Origin of the sequence: Curtobacterium sp. MCLR17_039, assembly GCF_003234745.1 — a bacterium.
Classification (GTDB): Bacteria; Actinomycetota; Actinomycetes; order Actinomycetales; family Microbacteriaceae; genus Curtobacterium; species Curtobacterium flaccumfaciens.
On record NZ_QKTF01000002.1, the window covers coordinates 173,984 to 198,803 of the forward strand.

At 72.1% G+C, this 24,820-nt stretch carries 19 protein-coding genes and 1 tRNA gene; 8 read left to right on the forward strand and 12 right to left on the reverse strand.

Going from position 1 to position 24,820, the window contains the following annotated elements:
- Window positions 1-43: 43 nt before the first annotated feature.
- The 5 genes from DEJ00_RS02795 to DEJ00_RS02815 all read right to left on the reverse strand — a co-directional run bounded on the left by DEJ00_RS02795 (window position 44) and on the right by DEJ00_RS02815 (window position 5,414).
- Window positions 44-400 (reverse strand): Fe-S oxidoreductase, encoded by a 357-nt coding sequence (locus tag DEJ00_RS02795; protein ID WP_175330772.1) that lies wholly within the window; start codon window positions 398-400, stop codon window positions 44-46.
- 2 nt (window positions 401-402) lie between these two features.
- Window positions 403-1,806, reverse strand: a complete 1,404-nt coding sequence (locus DEJ00_RS02800; RefSeq protein ID WP_027465800.1) for an NAD(P)/FAD-dependent oxidoreductase — start codon at window positions 1,804-1,806, stop codon at window positions 403-405.
- A 55-nt stretch (window positions 1,807-1,861) separates the two neighbouring features.
- Window positions 1,862-2,683, reverse strand: coding sequence for an arginase family protein (locus DEJ00_RS02805; protein WP_027465799.1), 822 nt, complete (start codon window positions 2,681-2,683; stop codon window positions 1,862-1,864).
- 44 nt (window positions 2,684-2,727) lie between these two features.
- On the reverse strand, window positions 2,728-3,453 hold the full coding sequence (locus DEJ00_RS02810) for a PspA/IM30 family protein (protein ID WP_027465798.1): 726 nt from the start codon (window positions 3,451-3,453) through the stop codon (window positions 2,728-2,730).
- A gap of 122 nt (window positions 3,454-3,575) precedes the next feature.
- Window positions 3,576-5,414, reverse strand: coding sequence for a TPM domain-containing protein (locus tag DEJ00_RS02815; RefSeq protein ID WP_181440072.1), 1,839 nt, complete (start codon window positions 5,412-5,414; stop codon window positions 3,576-3,578).
- A 283-nt stretch (window positions 5,415-5,697) separates the two neighbouring features.
- On the opposite strand from DEJ00_RS02815, the gene DEJ00_RS02820 reads away from it, so the two are divergent.
- Both DEJ00_RS02820 and DEJ00_RS02825 read left to right on the forward strand, forming a co-directional pair.
- Complete coding sequence (locus DEJ00_RS02820; RefSeq protein ID WP_017885770.1) at window positions 5,698-5,901, forward strand: hypothetical protein; 204 nt, start codon at window positions 5,698-5,700, stop codon at window positions 5,899-5,901.
- A 72-nt stretch (window positions 5,902-5,973) separates the two neighbouring features.
- Window positions 5,974-6,528, forward strand: a complete 555-nt coding sequence (locus DEJ00_RS02825; protein ID WP_181440073.1) for a 4'-phosphopantetheinyl transferase superfamily protein — start codon at window positions 5,974-5,976, stop codon at window positions 6,526-6,528.
- Here the strand turns inward: DEJ00_RS02825 and map are convergent.
- Window positions 6,512-7,279, reverse strand: coding sequence for a type I methionyl aminopeptidase (gene map / locus DEJ00_RS02830; protein WP_111056452.1), 768 nt, complete (start codon window positions 7,277-7,279; stop codon window positions 6,512-6,514). The two genes, DEJ00_RS02825 and map, sit on opposite strands and share 17 nt — an antisense overlap.
- Before the next feature lie 32 nt (window positions 7,280-7,311).
- On the opposite strand from map, the gene DEJ00_RS02835 reads away from it, so the two are divergent.
- Window positions 7,312-7,581: a helix-turn-helix domain-containing protein gene (locus tag DEJ00_RS02835; RefSeq protein WP_111056453.1), complete on the forward strand. Its 270-nt coding sequence runs from the start codon at window positions 7,312-7,314 to the stop codon at window positions 7,579-7,581.
- Window positions 7,582-7,585: 4 nt separating this feature from the next.
- Here the strand turns inward: DEJ00_RS02835 and DEJ00_RS02840 are convergent, their stop codons facing one another.
- The 6 genes from DEJ00_RS02840 to DEJ00_RS02865 all read right to left on the reverse strand — a co-directional run bounded on the left by DEJ00_RS02840 (window position 7,586) and on the right by DEJ00_RS02865 (window position 18,182).
- Window positions 7,586-10,702, reverse strand: coding sequence for a DEAD/DEAH box helicase (locus DEJ00_RS02840; RefSeq protein WP_258373506.1), 3,117 nt, complete (start codon window positions 10,700-10,702; stop codon window positions 7,586-7,588).
- 92 nt (window positions 10,703-10,794) lie between these two features.
- On the reverse strand, window positions 10,795-12,123 hold the full coding sequence (locus DEJ00_RS02845) for a M1 family metallopeptidase (RefSeq protein WP_258373507.1): 1,329 nt from the start codon (window positions 12,121-12,123) through the stop codon (window positions 10,795-10,797).
- Between the two features lie 14 nt (window positions 12,124-12,137).
- Window positions 12,138-16,034, reverse strand: a complete 3,897-nt coding sequence (locus tag DEJ00_RS02850; RefSeq protein ID WP_111056366.1) for a Pls/PosA family non-ribosomal peptide synthetase — start codon at window positions 16,032-16,034, stop codon at window positions 12,138-12,140.
- Between the two features lie 44 nt (window positions 16,035-16,078).
- Entirely contained in the window at window positions 16,079-17,140 is a 1,062-nt protein-coding gene (locus DEJ00_RS02855; RefSeq protein ID WP_258373508.1) for a Gfo/Idh/MocA family protein, read from the reverse strand.
- 149 nt (window positions 17,141-17,289) lie between these two features.
- Window positions 17,290-17,361 (reverse strand) — tRNA-Arg (locus DEJ00_RS02860).
- 245 nt (window positions 17,362-17,606) lie between these two features.
- The gene (locus tag DEJ00_RS02865; protein WP_111056367.1) at window positions 17,607-18,182 is read right to left on the reverse strand and encodes a hypothetical protein; all 576 of its coding nucleotides are present in this window, start codon (window positions 18,180-18,182) and stop codon (window positions 17,607-17,609) included.
- Between the two features lie 59 nt (window positions 18,183-18,241).
- Here DEJ00_RS02865 and argS point away from each other — a divergent pair, with 59 nt between their 5' ends.
- The 5 genes from argS (at window position 18,242) to thrC (ending at window position 24,818) form a co-directional block, all read left to right on the forward strand.
- Complete coding sequence (argS, locus tag DEJ00_RS02870) at window positions 18,242-19,912, forward strand: arginine--tRNA ligase (RefSeq protein ID WP_056068838.1); 1,671 nt, start codon at window positions 18,242-18,244, stop codon at window positions 19,910-19,912.
- A 130-nt stretch (window positions 19,913-20,042) separates the two neighbouring features.
- A complete protein-coding gene (locus DEJ00_RS02875; RefSeq protein WP_027465792.1) occupies window positions 20,043-20,798 on the forward strand; it encodes an LmeA family phospholipid-binding protein in 756 nt (251 codons plus the stop codon).
- A gap of 58 nt (window positions 20,799-20,856) precedes the next feature.
- Entirely contained in the window at window positions 20,857-22,278 is a 1,422-nt protein-coding gene (gene lysA, locus DEJ00_RS02880; protein WP_111056368.1) for a diaminopimelate decarboxylase, read from the forward strand.
- A 65-nt stretch (window positions 22,279-22,343) separates the two neighbouring features.
- Entirely contained in the window at window positions 22,344-23,651 is a 1,308-nt protein-coding gene (locus DEJ00_RS02885; protein WP_111056369.1) for a homoserine dehydrogenase, read from the forward strand.
- An 87-nt stretch (window positions 23,652-23,738) separates the two neighbouring features.
- The gene (gene thrC, locus DEJ00_RS02890) at window positions 23,739-24,818 is read left to right on the forward strand and encodes a threonine synthase (protein WP_111056370.1); all 1,080 of its coding nucleotides are present in this window, start codon (window positions 23,739-23,741) and stop codon (window positions 24,816-24,818) included.
- Window positions 24,819-24,820: the final 2 nt, after the last annotated feature.

The window sequence follows — 24,820 nt, forward strand, 5'->3', positions numbered from 1 at the left end:
CACCCACGCCGCCCCCGCACCCGCACCGCACCCGCCGCACCCGTCAGCGGTAGCCGCCGTCCTCCAGGCCAGCCTCGACCTCGAACCGGTTCCGCAGGGGATCCCGCCCGGCGACGGCGTAGAGCAGCGGCATGAGCATGCCGTACCGGCGCCACTGCTCGACGTGCACCCGCTCGTGCCGGAGCACCCGCGGGCCGTCGTTGTCGCGGGTCAGGTACACCGAACCGACGCAGGTGCCGCCGCGCCGGAAGACCCAGCGCGGCAGCCCCGTGCAGACCACGAGCCCGTCCTCCACCCGGATCCGCCCGGTCGACAGGGGGACGCCCACGGCGAGCCCGACGGCGGTCGCGAACACCCACCCCGCACGGGACACGGGGGAGTCGAGCAGCGGGTTGCGCACGCTCAGGCCGGGCGGCCGTACGTCTCGAGCAGGCGGAGCCAGATCTCGTTCATCGTCGGGTAGGCCGGCACCGCGTGCCACAGGCGGTCGATCGGGACCTCGCCCACGACGGCGACGGTGGCGCCGTGCAGCATCTCGGCGACGTCCTGGCCGACGAACGTGACGCCCACGACGACCCCGCGGTCCTCGTCGACGACCATCTTCGCGCGGCCCGTGTAACCGTCGGCCTGCAGGGAGGACCCGGCGATCGCACCGAGGTCGTACTCGACCGCGCGGACGTTCAGCCCCTGCTCGCGGGCCTTCGCCTCGGTCAGGCCGACGCTCGCGACCTCGGGATCGGTGAAGGTGACCTGCGGCGAGGCGGCGTGGTCGGCGGTGGCGACGTGTGCACCCCACGGCTCGGTGTGCAGCGGCGTGCCCTGGTACCGGGCGGCGATCGCCTCGCCGGCGGCGCGCGCCTGGTACTTGCCCTGGTGGGTGAGCAGGACACGGTGGTTGACGTCACCCACGGCGTACAGCCAGTCGGTGCCGTGCACGAGCATGGTGTCGTCGACGTCGAGCCAGTCGCCCGCGGTCAGGCCGACGGTCTCGAGCCCGAGGTCACGCGTGTGGGCGGCGCGGCCGGTGGCGGCGAGCACCTCACTCGTGATGACCGTGGTGCCGTCGTCGAGCTCCGTGGTGACGAGACCGTGCTCGTCGCGGTCGACCCGGACCGGGTTGACGCCGGTGCGGACGTCGACGCCGAGTTCGCGCAGGGAGTCGGCAACGAGTTCCCCGGCGAAGGGCTCCATGCCGCCGAGCAGACCGTGCCGGGCGACGAGGGTGACCTTCGCGCCGAGGGATGCCCACGCGGTTGCGAGCTCGGAGCCGGAGACGCCGCCGCCGATGACGAGCAGGCTCTCGGGGACCTGCTGGGCGCTGGTGCCCTCGCGGGTGCCCCACGGCTTCGCCTCGGCGAGACCGGGCACCGGGGGCAGCGTGTGCAGGGAACCGGTGACGACCGCGACGGCGGCGCGCGCGGTGTGCGTCTCGCCGTCGACGTCGATGGTCTTCGGGCCGGTGATGCGGGCGTGCCCGCGGATCAGGTCGATGCCGGCGGACTCGAGCCACGAGACCTGGCTGTCGTCCTTCCAGTCGGAGGTGAACGAGTTGCGGCGGGCGAGCACGTGTGCGGCGTCGAGCGTGCCGGTCACGGCCTGCTTCGCACCGTCGAGCCGCTTGGCGGCGGCCAGGGCGTGTCCACTGCGCAGGAGCGCCTTCGAGGGCATGCACGCCCAGTAGGAGCACTCGCCGCCGACGAGCTCGGCCTCCACGATCGCGACCGAAAGGTCGCGCTTCCTGGCGTAGTCCGCCACGTTCTCGCCGACAGCGCCGGCTCCGATCACGATGAGGTCGTAGTCCGTCATGCTGCCGAGCGTACGCGGACCGGCAGGGGGTCCGCCGGTCGCGTCGTGCCCGTGGTCAGCCCACCCGGGAGGCGCTGGTCACCGCTCCGACGACGCGCAGGATCACGCCGAGGTCGTCCACCGCCCGGTCCGGGTCGACGGGGGCGAATCCGGTGAGTGCGGCGCCGACGAGGCGGCGGCCGCGCGTCGCGGCCTGGATGCGCTCGACGAGCGCTGCACCGTCGAGGCCGAACGGGACGGGTTCGAGGAGTCCGTCAACCTCGGACGGGTCGAGGACGTCGAGGTCGACGTGCACGAAGACCGAGGCGGCACCGGTCCGCTCGACCGCTGCGGCGAGGGCGTCCGGGGTGGCGGCGTCGACGTCGAGGTGCACGATCCCGGCCTTGTCGAGGGCGGCCCGTTCGGCGTCCTCGACCCCGCGGACCCCGGCGACGACGACCGAGGACGCCGGCACCACGGGCAGGCCGGGGAACAGGTCGTCGGGGCGGTCGACCAGCAGGCGCAGGGCGGCGGTCTCGGCGGCGACGGGCTGGGCTCGGTTGAGCGCGCGGTACCCGCTGGACCCGGAGATGCGGACGAACGCGGTGTCCGGTGCGAGGGCGGCGGTCGCGCCGAGGACACTGGCGCCGTCACCGCCGACGACGAGCACCGGTTCGGTGGCGACGGCGGTTTCCTCGGCGACGCGTTCGGCGACGGCGAGCACCGAGGTGTAGCGGGCGACGGCGGTCTCGAGGCGGTCACCCGCTCCGGCCGGGACGTCGACCACGGTGGTGGACGCCCGGGGGAGGTCGGCCGCGATCGCCGACGCGCCGTCCCCGAGCCGCATCGCGCGCGACGACGCCGAACCCTGCCACTGACCGACCACGAGGAAGTGCATCGTCTCAGTCTGTCAGCTGGGGTCCGGCGTCGTCAGGGCGTTCGTCAGATGCTCGAGGATCCGCCGGACTTCAGCGCGGCGAGCCGTGCCTCGACCTCGGCGTCCTTGCCGACGTCCTCGAGGCTCTCGAACTGGGCGTCGAGGCTGGACGACTGCAGCTCCTGCTGGCCGAGCACCTTCGCCTCTTCGCGGCGGACCTTCTCCTCGAAGCGGCCGAGGTCGCTCGTCGGGTCGAGCACGTCGATGTTGCCGAGGGCGTCGTTGACGCGGGACTGCGCCTCGGCGGTCTTCGAGCGGGCGACGAGGTTGTCCCGCTTCGCGCGGAGCTGCTCGAGCTTCTGCTCCATGCCGGCGAGACCGGTCTTGAGCTTCTCGACGGCCTCGTTCTGCGACGCCAGGTTCGGCTCCGCGTCCTTGACCTCCTGCTCGGCGGCGATCTGCTTGCCGATCGCGATCTTGGCGAGGTTGTCGAACTTGTCCGCCTCGGCCGACTTGCCCTCGGAGCGGTACTTGTCGGCGGCGGCGGAGGCGTTGGCGGCCTTCTGGCCCCACTCGAGGGCGGCCTTCTTGTCCTCTTCGTGGTCCTGCTCGAGCAGGCGCACGTTGCCGATGGTCTGCGCGATCGCGGTCTTCGCGTCGGCGATGTTGTTCGTGTAGTCGCGGACGAGCTGGTCCAGCATCTTCTGCGGGTCCTCGGCGTCGTCGATGATCTGGTTGATGTTCGCGCGCACGAGGGTGGAGATGCGTCCGAAGATGGTCTGCTTGGCCATTGCTGTTCCCTTTCGTGGAAGTCCTGTGGACGGTGTTGTCGGGTCGTGTCTGGTTCTGGGTGCCGGAGGCCGGGTCAGCTCCGGTCGGGTCCGGTCGTGTCGGGAGCGGGGGAGCGTGCCCGTCAGAAGCGGCCGCCGCCGAAGAAGCCGCCGCCGTAGCTGCCGCCGCGACCGCCGAGCAGGCCGCCGAGGACGAGTCCGGTGACCAGGCCACCGAGCTGGGCACCACCACCGCCACCGCCCTGGCCGCCACCCCAGCCGCCGAGGTCGTCGTTGGCGGCGTCCATCGCTGCGGCGGCGTACTGCTCGGCCGCGCGGGCGGCGTTGAGTGCCTGGCCGGGGTTGCTCGGGGCGAGCTCGACGGCGTCGTCGTAGGCACGCTGGGCCTCGGACAGCCGGGTCCGGGCGGTCGGGCCGATGCCGCCGCGGTGCAGGGAGACGTAGTCGCGAGCCTGGCTGATCCGGTTCCGGGCGTCGCGCAGGGCCGCGTCGAGCGCCTGGGTGGCGCGCTGACGCTGTTCCTCGGCACCCCGTGCCGCGGCGATGGCCTGGTCGATCTCGGTGTTCGCCCGGGTCAGCGCGTCGACGGCGGCCACGGGGTCCTTCGGGTCGAGCCCCTGGCGGAGCACGGCCTCGGCGCGGGTGACCGCGGCGGCGAGGTCCGGGCCGCCCGAGCGCAGGCTGCGGGCGGCGGCGACGTCGCCCTGGATGTCGATGCGCATCGCCTCGGCGCGGGCGGTGGCCTCGTCGAAGGACTGCTCGGCGGCGAGTGCGCCGTCGGTGAGCTGCTGCACCTGGGCGAGCGCGTGCTGGGCGTCGCGCACGGCGACGACCGCCTCGCCCTTGTCGCCGGCGGCGATGGAGGCGGTGGCGGCGTTCGAGCGTTCGGTGGCGAAGGCGAGCACCTGGTGGGCCTGGTCGACGTTGTTCGCCACGGTGGCGAGGGTGCGGCCGGTGTAGCGGGCGCGGACGCGGTCGAGTGCGGCGGCGGCGGCTCCGACCGAAGCCGGTGCGGCGGCCACCGCCTGGGCGAGCGACGCGGCCGCGTCCTCGATGCCGTCCTCGAGCGACCGGAGCTGGTCGAACGCCTCGGTCTGCTCCTCGATCGCGGCGTGCGCCCGTTCGCAGATCACGATGATCTGGTTCGCCCACTCGGCGCGCTGCTGGGGGGTGTCGGGGATCTCGTCGTCGAGCTGCTGCCGGATCGTGAAGGCCTTGCGGACCTCGCGCTGGGCGGCCTGCACGGCGTCGGCGAAGGGCTTGGCGGCGTCCGGGCCGAACTGCGCGCTCGCGAACCCGACCTCTTGCTCGGCGGTGCGGAGTTCGTCGTCGATGGTGACGAGGGCGCCGCCGGCGGTGCGTTCGAGGTCGGCGAGCGAGGCCTCCTGCGCCTCGGTCGCTGCGGCGGTGCGGCGCTTGTTCCGGGTCCGGATGACCAGGACCACGACGATGAGCCCGACGACCACGACGAGCAGCAGGATCCACAGCCAGGTGAGGTCCGCCGGGGCCTGCGACTGGGTCAGCCCGTCGGCGAAGGCCACGGCGGCGCCGGACCAGTCGCCCTGCTTGAGCTCGGGGAGCAGCGCGTCGTTGACGGCGTTCTCCACGTCGGACGAGGAGATCGCGGTCTCGTTCGTCTGCTGGACGTCGTAGTTGCGCTCGTCGACCGCGACCGAGAGCAGGATGCCGTCGGTGTCGATCTGGTTCTGCTCCATCACGGCCCGGCCCCACTCGGTGTGGTCGGTGGGGTCGGTGAAGGACGGCACGAACACGACGAACAGCTGCGTCTGGGTCTCGGAGTACAGGTCCTGCACGGCCTGCTCGACCTTCGACTGCTGGGAGGCGGTCAGCGCGTCGGCCTCGTCGAGGACGTACGCGCCGCCCAGGTCGACGGGCGCCGTGGCGTGTGCGGTCGCTGCCGGAGCCAGGACGATGAGCATCGCGACCAGGGCCGCCGTCACACGGCTCCACAGCCGCGTTGTCCCCCTTCGCCCGCTCGATCCGTCCGTGCCCGATCCGTGCTGGACCGCTCGCATCCGTCCTCCGTCCGTCGCCGGTCGGTACCCCGTGGCACCGCACCGGACCGCGCCACGAGGCGCTGTCGCCCGGAGTCTATCCAGGCCACGCAGGGGCACCGCCAGACTCTGGGGGAACGCTCCGGACCGTGCTTCCTGTGGACGTCTTGTCCCCCGTACCGGGGTATGCTGGCGCCACTGTTCGAGGATGAACGGAAGGGGAAGAACGATGGAACGCACCACGAGCACCGAGGTCGTCCCGCTCGAGGACGGCTACCACCGGGTGTCGACTCCGGCGACGGGGGTGATCGGTTTCGTGCGCGAGCACGACGGCCGTTACGAGGTCCTGCGCGGACGAGTCCGCCAGGCGACCCGCTCCGAGGGGCAGTACAGCACCATGAACGTCGCGCTCATCGCGCTGACGCACGCCTGATCCGCTCTGGGCGCGACCACACGACCGACGGGCGCTGCCCCGGCCGGTGGGTCGCGCCTCCAGACCGTCACGGTGACGCTCCGGACGCCGGCTGCTGACCGCGCGGACGACCGGGAGGCCCTGGTCGCCGCCGTCGCGTCGGCGACCGGCGTCGAGCCGGTTGCGGTGCGCGCGGGGCGCGTCTGCCCGCACTGCGCGGGGACCGACCACGGTCGTCCGTGGGCGAGCGTCGCGGGCACAGTGGTCGGCGTGAGCCTGGCGCGCGCACCGGGGGTCGTCGCCCTCGCGGTGGGGCCGTCGGCGCTCGGCGTCGACGTCGAACGGGTGTCGCGGGTCGCCGCCGCACCGCTCGACGCCTTCACCCCGGACGAACTCCGTCGCGCCGACGGGGACCCGGCGATCCTCGCCACCGCGTGGGCGGCCAAGGAGGCCGTGCTGAAACGCGACGGTCGCGGGCTGCGCGTCGACCCGCTCGCGGTGGAGGTCGACGTGGCCGCCGGCACCGCCGTGTTCGAGGGTGTCGGACAACCGCTCACCGTGCTGTCCCCCGCGCCGGACGTGGTGCTCGTCGTCGCGGCGGGTGGCCTGTCCGTCGAGGTCGTCGGGACGGTCAGCGGGGGAGCGTGAGCACCTCGGCGCCGTCCTCGGTGATCGCGATGGTGTGCTCGGTGTGGGCGGTCCGCGCTCCGGTGGCACTCCGCAGCGTCCACCCGTCGGCGTCGGTGACCAGGACGTCGGTGTCCGCCATCACCCACGGTTCGAGCGCGAGCAGGAGTCCGGGCCGCAGCGTGTAGCCGCGGCCGGGGCGCCCGGTGTTCGACACGTGCGGGTCCTGGTGCATGGTCGAGCCGATGCCGTGTCCGCCGAACTCGACGTTCACCGGGTAGCCCGCGGCTTCGAGGACGGTGCCGATCGCGTGGGACAGGTCACCGATGCGGGCGCCCGGTCCGGCGGCGGCGATGCCCGCGGCCAGCGCGCGTTCGGTGGCGTCGATGAGGGCGAGGTCCTCGGGGCGCGGGGTGCCGACGACGAAGCTGATCGCGGCGTCGGCGGCGATGCCGTCCAGGGACACCGCGAGGTCGAGGGTGAGCAGGTCCCCGTCGTGCAGCACCTGATCGTGCGGCAGCCCGTGCAGCACGGCGTCGTTCACGGCCGTGCAGATGTGGTGGCCGAACGGACCACGGCCGAACGAGGGTGCGTAGTCGACGTAGCAGGAGTCGGCACCGGCGGCCTCGATCATCTGCTTCGCCCACCGGTCGATCTCGAGCAGGTTCGTGCCGACGCGGGTGCGTTCGCGCAGGGTCTGCAGGATCGTGCCGACGAGGGCTCCGGTGGCGCGGCCCTTGTCGACCTCGGCGGGGGTCAGGATCTCGATCACGCGGATGATCATACCGGTATTACTATGTGGTCATGGTCCGTCTCCCACTCCGCCCCGACGAGGTCGCGCGCGGTCGTCGCCTCGGTGCGCTGCTCCGTCGTGCCCGTGGTCCGCGATCGATCGTGGACACCGCCCTGGCCGCGGGGATCTCGCCGGAGACGCTCCGGAAGATCGAGACCGGCCGCATCGCGACGCCGGCGTTCTCGACGATCGCGTCGGTCGCGAGCGTGGTCGGACTGTCGCTCGACGCGGTGTGGTCCGAGGTCAGCTGCGACCCGGCGGACTCCGCGGACATCGCCTGACGGGCTAGCCGAGCGAGGCGGCGAGGTCGCGGAAGAACGGGAACTCGGCCCACGCAGTGCGATCACCGATGACGTACAGCCGCCGCTTTGCTCTGCTGACGGCGACGTTCACGAGGTTCACCGATTCCGATGCCCACGCCTTCGCGCCGGGTGCATCAGGATCGCCTCCGAGCACGAGGAACACGACCTCAGCCTCGCGGCCCTGGGCGGTGTGCACGGTCCCACCATGCATACCGGGGTAGTCCCTCGAAAAGCTCTCGAGACGATTCGCGACGGCGCGGAAGGGTGAGACCGCGATGACTTCGTGTGCGGCGACGCCGTGCGTCTGCAGGTACTCCATGGCAAGCCCGAGGCGCTCGAACTCTCGCTCCTGCAGATGCGAACCAGGAGTCTCTGCGGGGGTGTCCGCCCAGTAGCTGCTCGCGATGATCGGGCCGGCCGTGCCGTCGAAGCGATCGGGACCGCTAGGACCCTTGAGTGAACGGTGGACAGCGCTCACCATGAGGCCGCCGTACGCGATCCGATTGCACAACGAGAACATCGGGTCGTCACACCGCCGGTGCACGCGGAGGGGCGCCGCGACCCATTTGTCGTCGTCTCCGACGGCCAAGGTGGTGCCGAACGGTGAGACCCGATCTGCGAGCGTCTGCACCGAGGCTGCGGGTGGGATCCACAGGGAGGTCAGGCCGAACGCGGTGGCGATGTCACGCTGTGCCTTGGCCGGCATCGTGACCACGGGCGTGAGCTGCAACGGATCGCCTACTGCGAGTACTCGCCGTGCACGCCAGATGGCCCCGACCGCGTACTGAGGACAGGCCTGTCCCGCTTCGTCGATGAGCAGCCAGCCGAGGGCTTCCGATCCGAGTGCACCGAACATCCGACTGATCGACGCGAACGTGGTCGACACCATCGGGACCACCATGAAGAAGAGCTGCCAGGCAGCCTTCGCGGCTTCTGGTGAAAGCCCCGCTGGTGCGCTTCCGGCGACGACCGACACGGCGGCGCGCAACCCTGGCAGCGTCTTGTCGACAGTGTTCTCCAACCAGGCCCGATGCAGCCGCAGAGCCTGGAGGAAGAGCATCGAGCGTGCACGGTCGAGCTCGGGGTCGAGCCACGGTGCTCGCGTGTGGAAGCGGTCCACGGAGGTGTCGTCGAGCGGGTACGCGTCTCCGTACCGGGTGCGATCCTCGGAACAGAGGGAGGCGAGGGAGTCGGCGGTCGTCTGCGTATCCGCCATGGCGGTGCGGACTGCCCCGAGTTGCTCGTCAGAGACCGTGGCGGTGTGCTGTGCACTTGCGTGCTCAACGTCGGCGGACCCCACTTCCCGTCGACGTTGCGTCTGCTCCGCCACCACGGGAGTGACCTGACTTCGCCACTCGCGTGGTGCCCTTCCGAGAGTCAGGAGTGCCTCCACCCAACCGGGACGCAACGCGATGATTGAATACAGACGCTGCTGCACTTCGGACTGACGTCGTTGCGCAGCTTCGAGAACGGCTTGCCGTTCCGCAACTGCTGTCCGCGCGCGCCGGAGCTGGTGCAGCGATCGCTCTTCCTGGTCGCGGAGGCTGCGGAGGGAAGCAGTCGTGGACTCGAGATCGGCGATCCGTCGGGCTGCCGCGGCTCGTTCCTCGAGGAGCCGTTGGACGAGGCCTTCAGCGGCTTTGAACTCCTCGCGAGCCCGAGCCCAGTCGGCCGGTTCACGCTCACCGTTCTTGACCGCTTTCAGGATGTCCTGGAGCCCGGGACGTGAGCCGTCACGGGCGCCGAACCAGAATGCAGAGTGGAATCGCCCCCGGTTCTTCTTGTTCCCGAGTTTCGCGGCGACGAGGCCCCACGCCTGCGGGTCCTTGTCGGGCGCCTTCCGCTTGTCCAGCAGGGAAGTGGCGATGTCCGCGAAGTACTCAGCGTCTCCGAACTCTTCGCCGAGGGCATCGCTCGACGGGAGTTCTTCGGAGACGTTCTCGACGGCGGCGTTGTTCGCGGACGTCACGACCATCTCGTACCCGGTGAGACTCGGGATCAGGGCGGGAACGCTCATGGTGTACTGGTCTGCCGTCCACCTGTGCGTGGTCGGTGAGAAAGCAGCACTCGGGTCTGGCAAGCGGGAGAGCGTGCGGGCCCGCTCGACGACGTTGCCCGCCAGGACGTCCCTGAGCATCGTGGTCTTCCCGGTGCCCGGCGGGCCGTTCACACCGCGGGTTCCGCCTGTGTCCCCGAGAGCGTCGAACAGATGGTTGACGGCGAACTGCTGACTGCGCGCAAGGTGGTGTGTCGCCGACGCCGGCCACCGGCCGAGTGGGATCTTCGAGGGACCCAGCATGTCGTTCTCGGCCTGGACATCGGCCGCTACGTCGTGTCGCGACTCCTCGTCCACTGCGCCGTCTGGTGTGAGGTACGACCTGAGCGCTGCCCCGACGTCACCAGCGTCCACCGCATTCCGGACGACGGTGAGGTCTCCGAGGAAGAAACTGTTGAGGAAGTCGGAGTCGACCGTTTGGTCCGGCGCTGCCCGCTTCACCGGCACACTTCGGATACGGACGTCCTGCCCTGCGAGTCGTGAGAGTCCGGTGACGCCGGCACTCGCATGTGCGGCCTCGAGGAGTTCGCGCATCGCCGTGGCGCCGATGATCGGCGTGGTTCCGTCGTCCTCATCCTCGCCGACGAGATCCGTCACGCGTTCCGTGAACTGCTCCGCGGCCGGCGAGAACGCCTCGACCCACTCCGATGGCCGATCGTCGCCGGCCCTGATACGTCCGACGGCCCAGAGCGCTGACGACAGTGTCGGCGAGCCTGGTACCAGTGATCCGTGTTCGTCGACCACGAGTGCCGCGCAAGCGCTCTCCCCAGGTGGCCGTGAATCGAAGGCATCCTGAGCGTCGGAGAACGCCTGATGCAGCCAGTCGTAGATGCCTGCGAGTGGGTAGGGACCGAGGTAGACGACGTGGTGCTGGACGAGGTCCCGATCATCGTCAGGGCGGGACTCCCACGGGAGACGCTTGCCTGGAGTCCACTCCGAGACACCCGGGCCACGGCGTTTCGGTATCGGTTGCGGGCTGAACAGCTCCAACATCCGCCAGAACTCGACGACGCTGTCAGCCCGTCCCGCCTTGGTCTGCCTCACGAGCGTGTCCCCCTTCACCGGCCGCTCACCAACGGCCGCCCCGTTCGACGATATTGCACGGCGAGCTGGTCGTCGTGCGCGGCGGGAGCCCGCTAGTCGACGCGCGGCGCCGGCAGCGCCGGCACGGACGCCTCGTCGATCCAGGGTCCGGTCATCGCCCGGACGTCCGCGGCGGAGCGGCCGGTGGCGTCCGCGAACGCACGGAGCACGTCGGGCACGGTGACGGATCCGTGCCGGTGCCGCTCGGTGATGCTCCGCAGCCCGGTGAAGAAGGCGTCGTCGCCGATCGTGCGGCGGACGGCGTGCAGGGCGAGGGCGCCGCGCTTGTAGACGCGGTCGTCGAACATGTCCTTCGCGCCCGGGTCACCGATCACCAGGTCCTCCGGCTGCTCGAGCAGTCCCTGCCGGTACCGCTCGGCCAGCTGGTCGGCGGTGTCGTCGCCGCGGTCCTCGGACCACAGCCACTCCGCGTAGCAGGCGAACCCCTCGTGCAGCCAGATGTCCTGCCACCGGGTGACCGTGACGGAGTTGCCGAACCACTGGTGGGCGAGCTCGTGGGCGATGAGGCGGTCGGTGCCGTGTTCGCCGTCGACGTGGTTCCGGCCGAACACCGCCAGACCGTGGGCCTCGAGCGGGATCTCCAGGTCGTCGTCGGTCACCACGACGCCGTACGCCGCGAACGGGTACGGGCCGAACCGGTCACCGAACAGCGCGAGCATTTCCGGCACCTGGCCGAAGTCGGTCTTCGCGGCGGCGGCGAGGTCGGCGGGGTGGTGCAGCGTGACGGGGACCCCGCTCGTGCGCAGCTTCGTGGTGCGGTACCGGCCGATCTGGACGGTCGCCAGATAGGTCGCCATCGGCTCGGTGGTGGCGTAGGTCCAGCGGGTGCCGACGCGGTCGCGCTCCTTGGCGAGCAGCTCCCCGTTCGCCAGGACGTCGTACGCCGCCTCGGCCGCGATCTCGATCCGGTACGTGGCCTTGTCGTCGGGGCGGTCGTTGCACGGGAACCACGACGGCGCTCCCGTGGGCTGCGCGGCGACGATGACGCCGTCGGACAGTTCTTCCCAGCCGAGCTGCCCCCACGCGCTCCGGACGGGGTGCGGGGTGCCGCGGTACCGCAGGTGCACGCTGAACACGGTGTCGGCGGCGATGGGGTCGGCCGGGGTGACGGTCACCTTGTGCGTCGCGGTCGAGACCTTCTTCGCCCGGCGTCCGTCGACGTCGACCCGGTCGACCGTGAGCCCGTGCAGGTCGATCACGACCTTGTCGAGCGGCTCGAGGGCGCGCGCGGTGATCGTGGCGGTGCCGTCCAGGCGGTTCGTGGCGACGCGGTAGTCGAGACGGAGCTCGTAGTGCTCGGCGCTCCACCGTCGGTCGCCGCTGTGCGGGGTGTACGGGTCTGCGGCGGGATCGGAGGGCACGGGGACAGTCAACCTCATGGCGCCGGTGGGGCGGTCACCGACGGTGCTGCCGATGTCCACGGAGCGATCGGGTTGCCGGACCAGCGGGAACCCGTCGGCACCTGCTCACCGCGCATCACGAGCGAGGACGGCCCGACGGTCGCCCCGGCACCGATGCCGGCCGCCGGCAGGACCACGCTGTGCGGCCCGAGGGTCGCACCCGCGTCGATCCGGACGGTGTCGAGCTGCATCACGCGGTCGTGGAACAGGTGCGTCTGCACGACCGTGCCCCGCGCCACCGACGCCCCGGAGCCGATGGTGACCAGGTCGGCCTCGGGCAGCCAGTACGTCTCGAGCCAGGTGCCGCGGCCGATCGTCGCACCGAGGCTCCGGAGCCAGACGGCCAGCGCGGGGGTGCCGGTGGCCTGCTCGGCGAACCAGGGGCGCGCGACGGTCTCGACGAACGTGTCCTGCACCTCGTTGCGCCACACGAACGACGACCACAGCGGGTGCTCCCGGGCCGTGATCCGGCCGACGAACGCCCACTTCGCGATCGTCGACACCACGGCGGCGACCGCACCGGCGGCGATGAGCACCGGCCCGGCGAGCAGCACCGTCCACCCGATCCCGACCACCGACCACAGCGCCAGCAGGGCTCCGGCCACGCCGAGCGCGATGGCGGCGGAGACCATCGGGGCCACCAGGCGCAGCAGCTCCCAGCAGCCGCGGGCGACCTTGAGGCGCCTGGACGGACGGAACGTGCGCGCCTCGTCGAACTCCGTCGCCGCACGCCGCAGCCGCACCGGGGGCGACCCGAGCCACGACGACCCGCGCTTGGCCTTCTTCGGCACCGCGGACAGCACCGCCACCAGGGCCTCGCGCGGCACCGAGCGTCCGGCGCCCGTCATCCCGCTGTTGCCGAGGAACGCCCGACGGCCGACCTTCGAACGACCGATCCGCACCCGACCGCCGCCGAGCTCGTACGTCGCCACCATCGTGTCGTCGGCCAGGAACGCCCCCGACGCGATCTGCGTCAACGCCGGTATGAGCAGCACCGTCGAGATCTCGGTGTCCCGACCGACCCGGGCACCGAGCAGCCGCAGCCACACCGGCGTCACGAGCGAGGCGTACAGCGGGAACAGCAGGGTGCGCGCCGCGTCGAGCACCCGCTCGGTCGACCACACCTGCCAGCCGATCCGGGAGCGCACCGGGTGCCGCCCCTCGTGCAGCCCGATGCCGAGCAGCCGCACCGAGACCACCACCAGCAGCGCGTACACCGCACCGGCGACGACCGTCGCCAGGGGGACCGTCACCAGCGCACGGAGCAGCGCGTCGCCGAGGGTCGACGCCCGCCCGACCAGGGCGAGGGCGACCAGCAGGCCGACCGCGACACCGACCACCGGCAACCCGGCCACGGCCAGGGACCCGGCCCCGTACGCGAGCAGCCAGCGTCGTCGGGTCGCTGGGCGGGCCTCCCGGTCGTCACGAGCCGACCCGGTGCGCTCCGCAGGCGCCCCCGCCCAGCGTTCGCCCGCGGGCACCGGGCCGCCGACGGCGGAACCCGCCGTGATCTCGGCACCCGCACCGACGTGCGCCCCCGGCAGCAGCGTCGTCCGGCTGCGCACCACGGCGTCCTCGTCGACACGGACGTGCCCCAGGTGGAACACGTCGCCGTCGAGCCAGTGCCCGGCCAGGTCGACCTCGGGCTCGATCGACGCACGCTTGCCGATCGTGAGCATCCCCGTCACCGGCGGCAACGTGTGCAGGTCGACGTCCCTGCCGATCCGCGCACCGAGTGCCCGGGCGTAGTAGCTGATCCACGGGGCACCCGCCGTCGACGGGCCGTCGACCGCCTCGGCGATGCGCTCGGCCAACCACACCCGCAGGTGCACGGAACCACCGCGGGCGTACGACCCCGGCCGGACCCCGGCGAGCAGCAGCCGCGCCAGCACCACCGTCAGCGCCATCTTGCCGATCGGCGTCACGAACACCAGGATCGCCAGCACCAGCACCAGCCAGGGCAGCACCGGCAGGAACGGCAGCGTCGTCGCGTGCAGCACCGCAGCCACCAGGGCCGTCCACGTCAGCACCCGCAACCCCCGGAGCACCTGCACCGGCAGCCCGAGCAGCGTCATCAGCAACCCCGTCGCCGGAGGCACCGGCGTGACGTCACGCGACGACGCCTCGACCGGGCCGGACTCGTCCAGCGCCGCCGCCAACGCCCCGATCCGCGGGTGGTCGTACACGTCCGCCACCGTCGTCGTCGGGAACCGCTCGCGGATGGCCGACACCAGCTGCGCCGCCGTCAACGACCCACCGCCGTGCGCGAAGAAGTCGTCGTCGACGCTCGCCACCGGCACCCCCAGGATCGCCGACCACCGCTCGGCGATCCACGCCACCGTGTCCGGCAGCATCGCCGCGTCCGAGGCGCCCGGCAACGGCCACGGCAGCGCCGCACGGTCGACCTTGCCCGACGTCCGCGTCGGCAGCGACTCCACCACGGCCACCAACGGCACCAGCGCCGCCGGCAGCTCCTGCCGCAACCGGGCGTTCGCCGCAGCCACGTCCACCGTCGCCCCGGCCACCGGGGCCACGTACCCGACCAGCACCTGGTTGCCCGCCGGGGTCCGCTGCACCACCGCGGCACCACCCGCCACGTCGTCCAGGGCCTGCAGCGCCGCATCGATCTCCCCGAGCTCGATCCGCCGGCCACCGAGCTTCACCTGGTCGTCCGCACGCCCCTGGAACACCAGCCCCTCGGGCTCGTACCGCACCAGGTCCCCGCTCCGGTACGCCCGCTCCCACCCGAGCTCCGGGAACGGCGCGTACTTCTCCGCGTCCTTCGCCGGGTCGAGGTACCGCCCCAGCCCGACCCCGCCGATCACGAGCTCACCGACGCCGCCCGGCTCCACCCGTCGTCCGGCGCCGTCCACCACGGCAAGGTCCCACCCGTCCAGCGGCAACCCGATCCGGATCGGCTGGCTCCCGTCGAGCAGGGACCCGCACGCCACCACCGTCGCCTCGGTCGGACCGTACGTGTTCCACACCTCACGGTCACGACTCGCGATGCGCGCCGCCAACTCCGGCGGGCACGCCTCACCGCCGAAGATCACCAGCCGCACCTGCTCCAGCGCATCGTCCGGCCACAACGCCGCCAGCGTCGGCACCGTCGACACCACCGTGATCGTGTGCGCGATGAGCCACGGCCCCAGGTCCACCCCCGTCCGCACCAACGACCGGGGCGCCGGCACCAACGCGGCACCGTGCCCCCACGCCAACCACATCTCCTCGCACGACGCGTCGAACGCCACGCTCAGCCCCGCCAGCACCCGGTCACCCGGACCGATCGGCGCCGCCTGCAGGAACATCCGCGCCTCGGCGTCCACGAACGCCGCAGCACTGCGGTGGGTGACCGCCACACCCTTCGGCACACCCGTCGAACCCGACGTGAAGATGATCCACGCGTCGTCGGTCTCGCGCGGGAGCTCGGCGCTCGCCGCAGGGTCCGTCACCGGCAGCTCCGTGCCGTCGCGGTCGCGCAGGACGCCGCCCGCGCCGATCACCCCGACGACACCGGCTTCGCCGAACACCAGGGTGGCGCGCTCCTCGGGGTCGTCGGCGTCGACCGGCACGTACGCCGCTCCGGCGGCGAGGACGGCGAGGATCGACAGGTACAGGTCGCGCCCGCCGGAGGGGATCCGCACCCCGACCCGGTCGCCCCGTCGGACACCGCGGCGGGCCAGGTCGTCGGCCTGCGCGCGCACGAGGTCGAGCAGGGCGGCGTAGTCGACGCTGCCGGCGGGGTCCTCGAGGGCGGTCGCGTCCGGGTGGGTCGCCGCGGTCGCCGCCAGGACGTCGAACAGGGTCCGTGGGGCGGGTGCGTCGCCGCCGCGGGCGAGTTCGAGCTGCGCGTTCCCGGTGCCGATGGTCATCGAGGCCTCTTCCCGGTCGCGTGCGGGACGACCGGCCCGTGATCCTAGAGGGTCGAGGTGTCCTGCTCGGGAACGGACGGTGCCGCACCGGTCGGGCCGAGCGCCGCACGTGCCGCGTCGAGCGCCGCCGCGACCCCGATCGAGTCGTCCAGCGAGTGCACCGGCGACTCCGTGCGACCGTCAGCCACGTACTGCGCGAGCGCCACGGCCTGCCACACGAGTCCCTGACGACCCCGCAGCCCCGTCGGCTCCTCCCAGTGGTCCTCCCCACCCGGGTGGTGCACCGCGAACGACGCGGGGAACACGAAGTGGTCGGTGTACCGGACCGTGGCCCGGCTCCCGGCGATCACCGCCAGCCCCGGCGTCCACGCCGTCATCGACGTGGTCACCACCGACTGCGCGCCACCCTCCGCCGTCGACACCGTGACGGACTGGAGGTCCACCCCGCGATCCGAGACCGCCCCCGTCGTGCTGCTGGTCACCGGGGCGCCGGTGGCGAAGCGTGCGAACCAGTGCCCGTACACACCGGCGTCGAGGAGGGCACCCCCTCCGGCGGCGGGGTCGAACATCCGGTCGGCCGGGTCCGGGTCGTGCGGCCACCCGACGTCGACCGTCGCGAGGCGGACGTCGCCGAGGACCCCGTCCGCGAGCAGACGCGCGACGACGGTGGTGCCCGGCAGGTACCGGGTCCACATCGCCTCCATCGCGAGGACACCCGCAGCCCGTGCGGCGTCGGCGAGGGTGCGGGTGTCCGCCGCCGAGGTCGTCATCGGCTTCTCGACGAGCACGTGCTTGCCGGCGGCGATCGCGAGCAGTGCGTGCCCGAGGTGCTGCGGGTGCGGCGAGGCGACGTAGACCACGTCGACGGCGGGGTCCGCCACGAGGGCCTCGTAGGAGCCGTGCACCCCGGGCACGCCGTGGCGGGCGGCGAAGGCCGCGGCACGCTCGGGGGAGCGGGAGCCCACGGCGACGACGCGCTGGTCGGAGTTCGCGTGCAGCGTCGTCGTGAAGTCGTTCGCGATCTCCCCGGGGCCGATCACACCCCACCGGAGCACCGGTCCGCCCCGCAGTGCGTGGACTCCGGGCACCGGGAACGTCATCGTCATGCCCGAACGCTACCGGGCAGACCCGAGGCACCCAGCCACGAGACGGCGACGCACCCGGAGGAGTCTCAACGGGGAAAGGTCGCCGCAGGCGACATCGGCCGGTGCCGACTCCGCGAAGCGGAGACGTCACCTTGGCCGGCGATTTCCAGTGCCCCCAGGAGGATTCGAACCTCCGCCCCTGCCTCCGGAGGGCAGTGCTCTATCCCCTGAGCTATGGGGGCCAAGGGGTGTCAACAACCGTAGCAGGTCCGGCGGGTGGTCCTGGACAGCGCGTGTCGCGCCGTGGACGTGACGACGGGCGGCCTGGAGGCGCGGTGCGGGCCCGCCACGGGCCTCCCGTCCGCACCGTGCGAGCGTCGCGTTCCCGTGCGAGGTTCCGTGTCCCGTGCAGCGTTGCGAGCCGCGCACCACGTGCGCAACCTCGCACCGGACGGCGGCCTCGCACCGTGCGCGGCCGCAGCGCGGGTCAGCCCGCGGGCGTGGCCGTGGCCGACGCGGACGGCTGCAGCGCGGCCCGCACCGCGTCGACGACGGGCTGCGCCCCGCCCGGCTCGGTGAACAGCGTCGACTGCGCGGTGATCCAGTACGGGTCGGCGAAGGCGTCCGCACGGCCGACGTCGCCGCTCAGGGCGAAGTACCCCTCCACCCGGTAGGTGGGGACGGACCCGCCCCGCTCGTACAGGGCGTCCTTCAGGTTGGTGAGCGACTTCTCAGGCAGGTCGGCGACCGCGAGCGTGATCGCCGTGGCGTCCGCGTCGGTGCTGACGAACCGGCACACGCGACCCTGCTGCTTCGCGATGGTCGCAGCGGGGGAGCCCTTCGCCGGGGTGAAGGAGTCGTCGATCTCGAAGGTCTGCCCGTACACGGACAGCGCGCTGGTCGGCAGGAGCTCCGCGCAGGTCTCGGACACCGGCTTGCCCGCCGGGGTCGCGGTGGCCGACGGGGTGCTGTCCCCGCCGCCCGAGCACCCGGCGAGCACGACGGCTGCTGCGGTGGTGAGGGTGGCGACGGTGAGCGCCCGGGCACGGCTGCGGGGGGTCATCCCGACATGATGCTGCATCGACCGGTGCGGACCTGGGCGTCCCGGTAGGATCGGTCCTCGTGACTCCTGCCGAACTCTCCGCCGCGTACCTGTCGATCCTGACCGGGATCGTCGAGCGCCGAGGCGCGTCCGAGACCGTGACGATCGAGGAGTCCCACGTGGTGCTCGAGCGTCCGAAGAACCGCGCCCACGGCGACTGGGCCTCGAACGCCGCCATGCAGCTCGCGAAGCGGCTCGGCACGAACCCGCGCGAGCTCGCGACCGAGATCGCCGGCGAGCTGACCGAGCTCGACGGCGTGGACTCGGTCGACGTCGCCGGCCCCGGCTTCATCAACATCACGCTCGAGGCCGCCGCCGCGGGTGAGATCGCGCGCACCATCGTGGACGGCGGCGAGTCCTTCGGTACCGGCGACCTGTACGACGGCGTCCGGATCAACCTGGAGTTCGTCTCCGCCAACCCCACCGGCCCGATCCACATGGGCGGCGTGCGGTGGGCCGCAGTCGGCGACAGCCTGGCCCGCGTGTTCCAGGCGCAGGGCGGGCTCGTCACCCGCGAGTACTACTTCAACGACCACGGCGCGCAGATCGACCGGTTCGCCCGCTCCCTCGTCGCCAGCGCACTCGGTGAGCCCACGCCCGAGGACGGCTACGGCGGCGCCTACATCGCCGAGATCGCCGCACGGGTCATCGCGACCCTCGAGCCGGGCATCGACGTCCGCGACCTTCCGCGCGACGAGGCGCAGGAGCTCTTCCGTCGCGAGGGCGTCGACTTCATGTTCGCGGACATCAAGTCGTCGCTGCACGACTTCGGCGTCGACTTCGACGTTTACTTCCACGAGAACGCCCTGCACGAGTCGAAGGCCGTCGAGCGTGCCATCGCCCGACTGCGGTCGGCCGGCGTGATGTACGAGGCCGAGGGCGCCGAGTGGCTCCGCACGACCGACTTCGGCGACGACCGCGACCGCGTCGTCATCAAGTCGGACGGCGAGCCCGCGTACATCGCCGGCGACCTGGCGTACTACCTCGACAAGCGCGAGCGCGGGTTCGAGCGGAACCTGATCATGCTCGGCGCCGACCACCACGGCTACGTCGGCCGGATGATGGCGATGTGCGCCGCGTTCGGGGACGAGCCGGGCAAGAACCTCGAGATCCTGATCGGGCAGATGGTCAACCTGCTCAAGGACGGCGAACCGATGCGCATGTCGAAGCGCAACGGCACCATCGTCACGATGGAGGACCTCGTCGACGCCGTCGGTGTCGACGCCGGCCGGTACGCCCTGGTCCGGTTCGCCAGCGACACCGCGATCGACATCGACCTCGACCTGCTCACCAAGCGCACGAACGACAACCCCGTCTTCTACGTGCAGTACGCCCACGCACGCACGCAGTCGGTGGCCCGGAACGCCGCGGCGGCCGGGGTCGACCGGTCCGTGTTCGACGCGTCGCTGCTGACCCACGAGTCCGAGAGCGCGCTCCTCGGAGCCCTCGCCGAGTACCCGCGGGTGGTCCGGCACGCCGCCGAGCTGCGCGAGCCGCACCGCATCGCGCGGTACATCGAGCAGCTGGCCGGCCTGTACCACCGCTGGTACGACTCCTGCCGTGTCACGCCCCTCGGCGACGAGCCCGTGACCGACCTGCACCGCACGCGCCTGTGGCTGAACGACGCCACCGGGCAGGTCGTCCGCAACGGCCTCGGCCTGCTCGGCGTGTCGGCGCCGTCCCGCATGTAGCGGTACTCCTTCCGCAAAACACCGGTGTTCGCGCACCGAACACCCGCATTCCGCGGTGTCGAGCGCGAACACCGGTGTTTTGCATCCCGGCCGCAGCTGGGCCGCAGCCCGGACTGGCAGGGTAGGACGCATGCCCGCAGCCACCGAACGCCCCACCACGCGCCGCCGCTGGCCCGTCGTCCTGCTCGTGGTCGTCGTCGTGCTCGCCGCCCTCGTCGTGATCGCCGAGTTCGTGCTGCGCGGCGTCGTCGACCGGATCATCGCCCAGCAGGTCGAGCAGTCGCTGCCGGACGGCACGACCGGCGAGGTCGACGCCCACGCCGAGGGCATCGTCATCCCGCAGCTCATCAGCGGCACCCTCGACCGCGTCGAGATCTCCTCGGCGAAGCTCACGGTCGACGGCATCCCGCTCGCCGCCGACGTCACCGCACAGGACGTCCCGGTGGACGGCAAGGGCGACGTCCGCGACGTCGACGGCACGGTCACCCTGGCGTCGTCGAGCGTCAAGGACCTGGCGAAGTACAGCCCGCTGTTCGACCGGCTGAACCTGGTCGACGGCGGCGTCGAACTCACGGGGTCGTCGTCGGTGCTCGGCTACGACATCACCTACGCGGCGAAGGGGGCCGTCGTCGCGCAGGACGACGGCCGCGGCATCACCATCACCCCGGAGAGCGTCCGGATCACGAACTCCGACCTCGGCCTCAAGGTCGACTCGATCCCGGGCGTCACCGGTGTCCCGGTGCAAGTCTGCACCGCGCAGTTCCTGCCCGAGGCGCTGCGGGTGCGCTCGCTCGACGTGTCGAAGTCGGACGCGACGGTCCGGATCACCGCGGACGCGCTGCCGCTCAACGAGGACGGCCTGCGGACCGTCGGCAGCTGCGGCTGAGCGGACGGGTGCGTAACGCGGCCTGGAGGAACGGCTCGCGTCGGTAGGATCGGGTCCCGTGAGCGAGAACCCCCTTGCACCGCCGCGGCTGCGGTTCCCGACGGACGCCTCCGAACTGGTGGACCGCATCTGGCCCGCGTCCGCGACGCGGACCGACGACGGCACCCTGGCGATCGGCGGCATCAGCGCGACGGACCTGGTCGCGCAGTTCGGCACGCCCCTGTACGTCGTCGACGAGCGTGACGTCCAGTCCCGCGCCGTCCGCGTGCGGAACGCGTTCGCCGAGGCGTTCGAGCGCATCGGCAGCCACGCGCACGTCTACTACGCCGGCAAGGCCTTCCTGACGACGCAGGTCGTCGCGTGGATGGCCGAGGCCGACCTGCGCGTGGACGTCTGCACCGCAGGCGAGCTCGCGGTCGCCCTAGCCGGCGGCATCGACCCCGGCCGGCTCGGCTTCCACGGCAACGACAAGTCCGACGCCGAGATCACCCGCGCGGTCGAGGTCGGCATCGGCACGATCGTGCTCGACAGCCACGAAGAGGTGCAGCGAGTCGCCCGTGCCGCCGCCGACGCCGGGGTCGTGCAGCGCGTCCGCATCCGGATCAACACCGGCGTGCACGCGTCCACGCACGAGTACCTGGCGACCGCTCGCGAGGACCAGAAGTTCGGCATCCCGCTGTCCGAGGCCGTCGAGGCCGCGGCAGCCGTCCGCGCCGAGCCCTCGCTCGCCTTCGTCGGGCTGCACTCGCACATCGGTTCGCAGATCTTCGACGACGCCGGCTTCCGCGAGGCCGCACGCCGACTGATGGACGTGCACGCGACGCTCGTGGCCTCCGGTCCGGTGCCCGAGCTGAACCTCGGCGGCGGCTGGGGGATCGACTACACGGAGGCCGACTCGGCCTTCGCCCCCGAGGACGTCGCCGACGCACTGGCCACGATCATCGGCGAGGCCTGCGCCGAGCGCGGCATCCCGGTGCCGGACATCGCCGTCGAGCCGGGCCGCTACATCATCGGCCCGCCCGGGGTGACGCTCTACCGCGTCGGCACGATCAAGCCGGTCACGCTCGAGACCGACGACGGCGGCAGCGCGACCCGCACGTACGTCTCGGTCGACGGCGGGATGAGCGACAACATCCGTCCCGCGCTGTACGGCGCCGACTACACGGCCCGGCTCGCCCGCACCTCCGACGCCCCGCCGGTGCTGAGCCGCGTCGTCGGCAAGCACTGCGAGAGCGGCGACGTCGTGGTGGACGACGAGTACCTGCCCGGCGACGTGCAGCGTGGCGACCTGCTGGCCGTGGCGGCCACCGGTGCCTACTGCTGGGCGCTGTCGAGCAACTACAACCACGTGGGCCGCCCGCCGGTCGTCGCCGTCGCGGACGGCGCAGCCCGTATCCTCGTGCGGGGCGAGACGATCGACGACCTCCTCGCCCGTGACACCGGGGTCGCCGCCGCGCCCGCCGACGGCACCGGCCGCTGACCCCCGACCCGACCGGGTCCGCCCACCCCGCAGGGCGCACCCCCACCGACAGGAACCGCTACCAGATGATCGAATACCGCAACGTCCGTGTCGCGCTGCTCGGGGCCGGCTCGGTCGGTTCCCAGGTCGCGCGACTGCTCCTCGAGCACGGCGACGAGCTGGCCTCGCGCGCCGGTGCCGGGCTGGAGCTGGTCGGGATCGCCGTGCGCGACGTGGACGCGCAGCGCGACGTCGACCTGCCGGCGGAGCTCTTCACCACGGACGCTGCATCGCTCATCCTCGGCGCGGACATCGTGGTCGAGCTCATCGGCGGCATCGAGCCGGCGCGCACCCTCGTGCTCCAGGCCCTGCAGTCCGGCGCGGACGTCGTCACCGGCAACAAGGCGCTGCTCGCGACCCACGGCCCGGAGCTCTTCGCCGCGGCCGAGCAGGTCGGCGCGCAGCTCTACTACGAGGCCGCCGTGGCCGGGGCGATCCCGATCATCCGTCCGCTGCACGACTCGCTCGCCGGTGACCGCATCGTCCGGATCATGGGCATCGTCAACGGCACCACGAACTTCATCCTCGACCTGATGGACCGCAAGGGTTCCACGTTCGAGGACGCCCTGGCCACCGCGACGGAACTCGGGTACGCCGAGGCCGACCCGACCGCCGACGTCGAGGGCTACGACGCCGCGCAGAAGGCCGCGATCCTGGCCTCGCTGGCGTTCCACACCTCCGTGCCGCTCGCCGCCGTGCACCGCGAGGGCATCACCCACGTGACGATCGACCAGGTCCGCGCCGCCCGCAAGGCCGGCTACGTCGTGAAGATCCTGGCGACCGCCGAACGTCTGACCGACGAGGACGGCCGCGAGGGCGTCAGCGCCCGCGTCTACCCGGCCCTCGTGCCCGAGTCGCACCCGCTCGCGAGCGTGCACGGTGCGAAGAACGCCGTGTTCGTCGAGGCCGAGGCCGCCGGTGACCTGATGTTCTACGGCGCGGGTGCCGGTGGCGTCGAGACGGCCTCGGCGGTCCTCGGCGACCTGGTCTCCGCGGCCCGTCGGCACGTCATCGGCGGCCCGGGGGTCGCCGAGTCGACGCAGTCCGAGCTGCCGGTGTTCTCGATCGGCACCGTCCGCACGAGCTACCAGATCACCCTGCACGTCACGGACGCCCCCGGCGTGCTGTCGACCGTGGCCGGCGTGCTCGCGAAGCACGGCGTCAGCGTCGAGACGGTCGAGCAGACCACCACCGGCGCAGCCGAGGGGACCGCGACGCTCGTCATCGGCACTCACCTGGCGCGTGAGGCCGACCTGGCGGACACCGTCGTCGCCCTCCGCGGCGAGGACGTCGTCCTGGACGTCACCAGCGTCCTGCGCGTCGTCGGTCGCTGACGCGACCACGGGCCTCCCGGCCGACCAGCAGGCTCACCGAGCCGAACCACCACCAGATCCACCCCACCGGACAGAGAGAGAAGCCTGATGGCCCACCAGTGGCAGGGAGTCCTGCGCGAGTACGCCGACCGACTCGACGTGACCGAGGCGACGCCCATCGTCACGCTCGGAGAGGGCGGCACGCCGCTCATCCCGGCTCGTCGGCTCTCCGAGCGCACGGGCGCCGAGGTCTACGTGAAGTTCGAGGGCATGAACCCGACGGGTTCGTTCAAGGACCGCGGCATGACGATGGCGATCTCGAAGGCCGTCGAGCACGGCGCGAAGGCCGTCATCTGCGCCTCGACCGGCAACACCAGCGCCTCGGCCGCCGCGTACGCCACGCACGCCGGCATCACCGCTGCGGTGCTCGTGCCCGAGGGCAAGATCGCCATGGGCAAGCTCAGCCAGGCCGTCGCCCACGACGCCCAGCTGCTGCAGGTGCAGGGCAACTTCGACGACTGCCTCGACATCGCCCGCGACCTCGCGGCGAACTACCCGGTGCACCTCGTCAACTCCGTCAACAACGACCGCATCGAGGGGCAGAAGACCGCCGCGTTCGAGGTCGTCGACGTCCTCGGTGACGCACCGGACTTCCACTTCCTGCCCGTCGGCAACGCGGGCAACTACACCGCGTACTCGCGCGGCTACCGCGAGGACGTCGCCGCCGGCCGCAGCACCAAGATGCCCCGCATGTTCGGGTTCCAGGCCGCCGGTTCCGCCCCGATCGTGCACGGTGAGGTCGTCCGGCACCCCGACACCATCGCGTCGGCGATCCGCATCGGCAACCCGGCCTCGTGGCAGTTCGCGCTCGAGGCGCAGCAGGAGACCGACGGCTACTTCGGTGCCATCACCGACGAGGCCATCCTCGCGGCGCACCGCATCCTGTCGGCCGAGGTCGGCGTGTTCGTCGAGCCCGCATCGGCCATCGGTGTCGCCGGGCTGCTCGAGCGTGCCGACGCCGGTGTCGTGCCGAAGGGCGCGAAGGTCGTCATCACGGTCACGGGCCACGGCCTGAAGGACCCGCAGTGGGCCCTCCGCACGCCGGACGGCGGCGAGGTCACCCCGACGAGCGTGCCGGTCGACACGAAGTCGATCGCCGACGTGCTCGGTCTGGTCAGCGAGCAGTGATC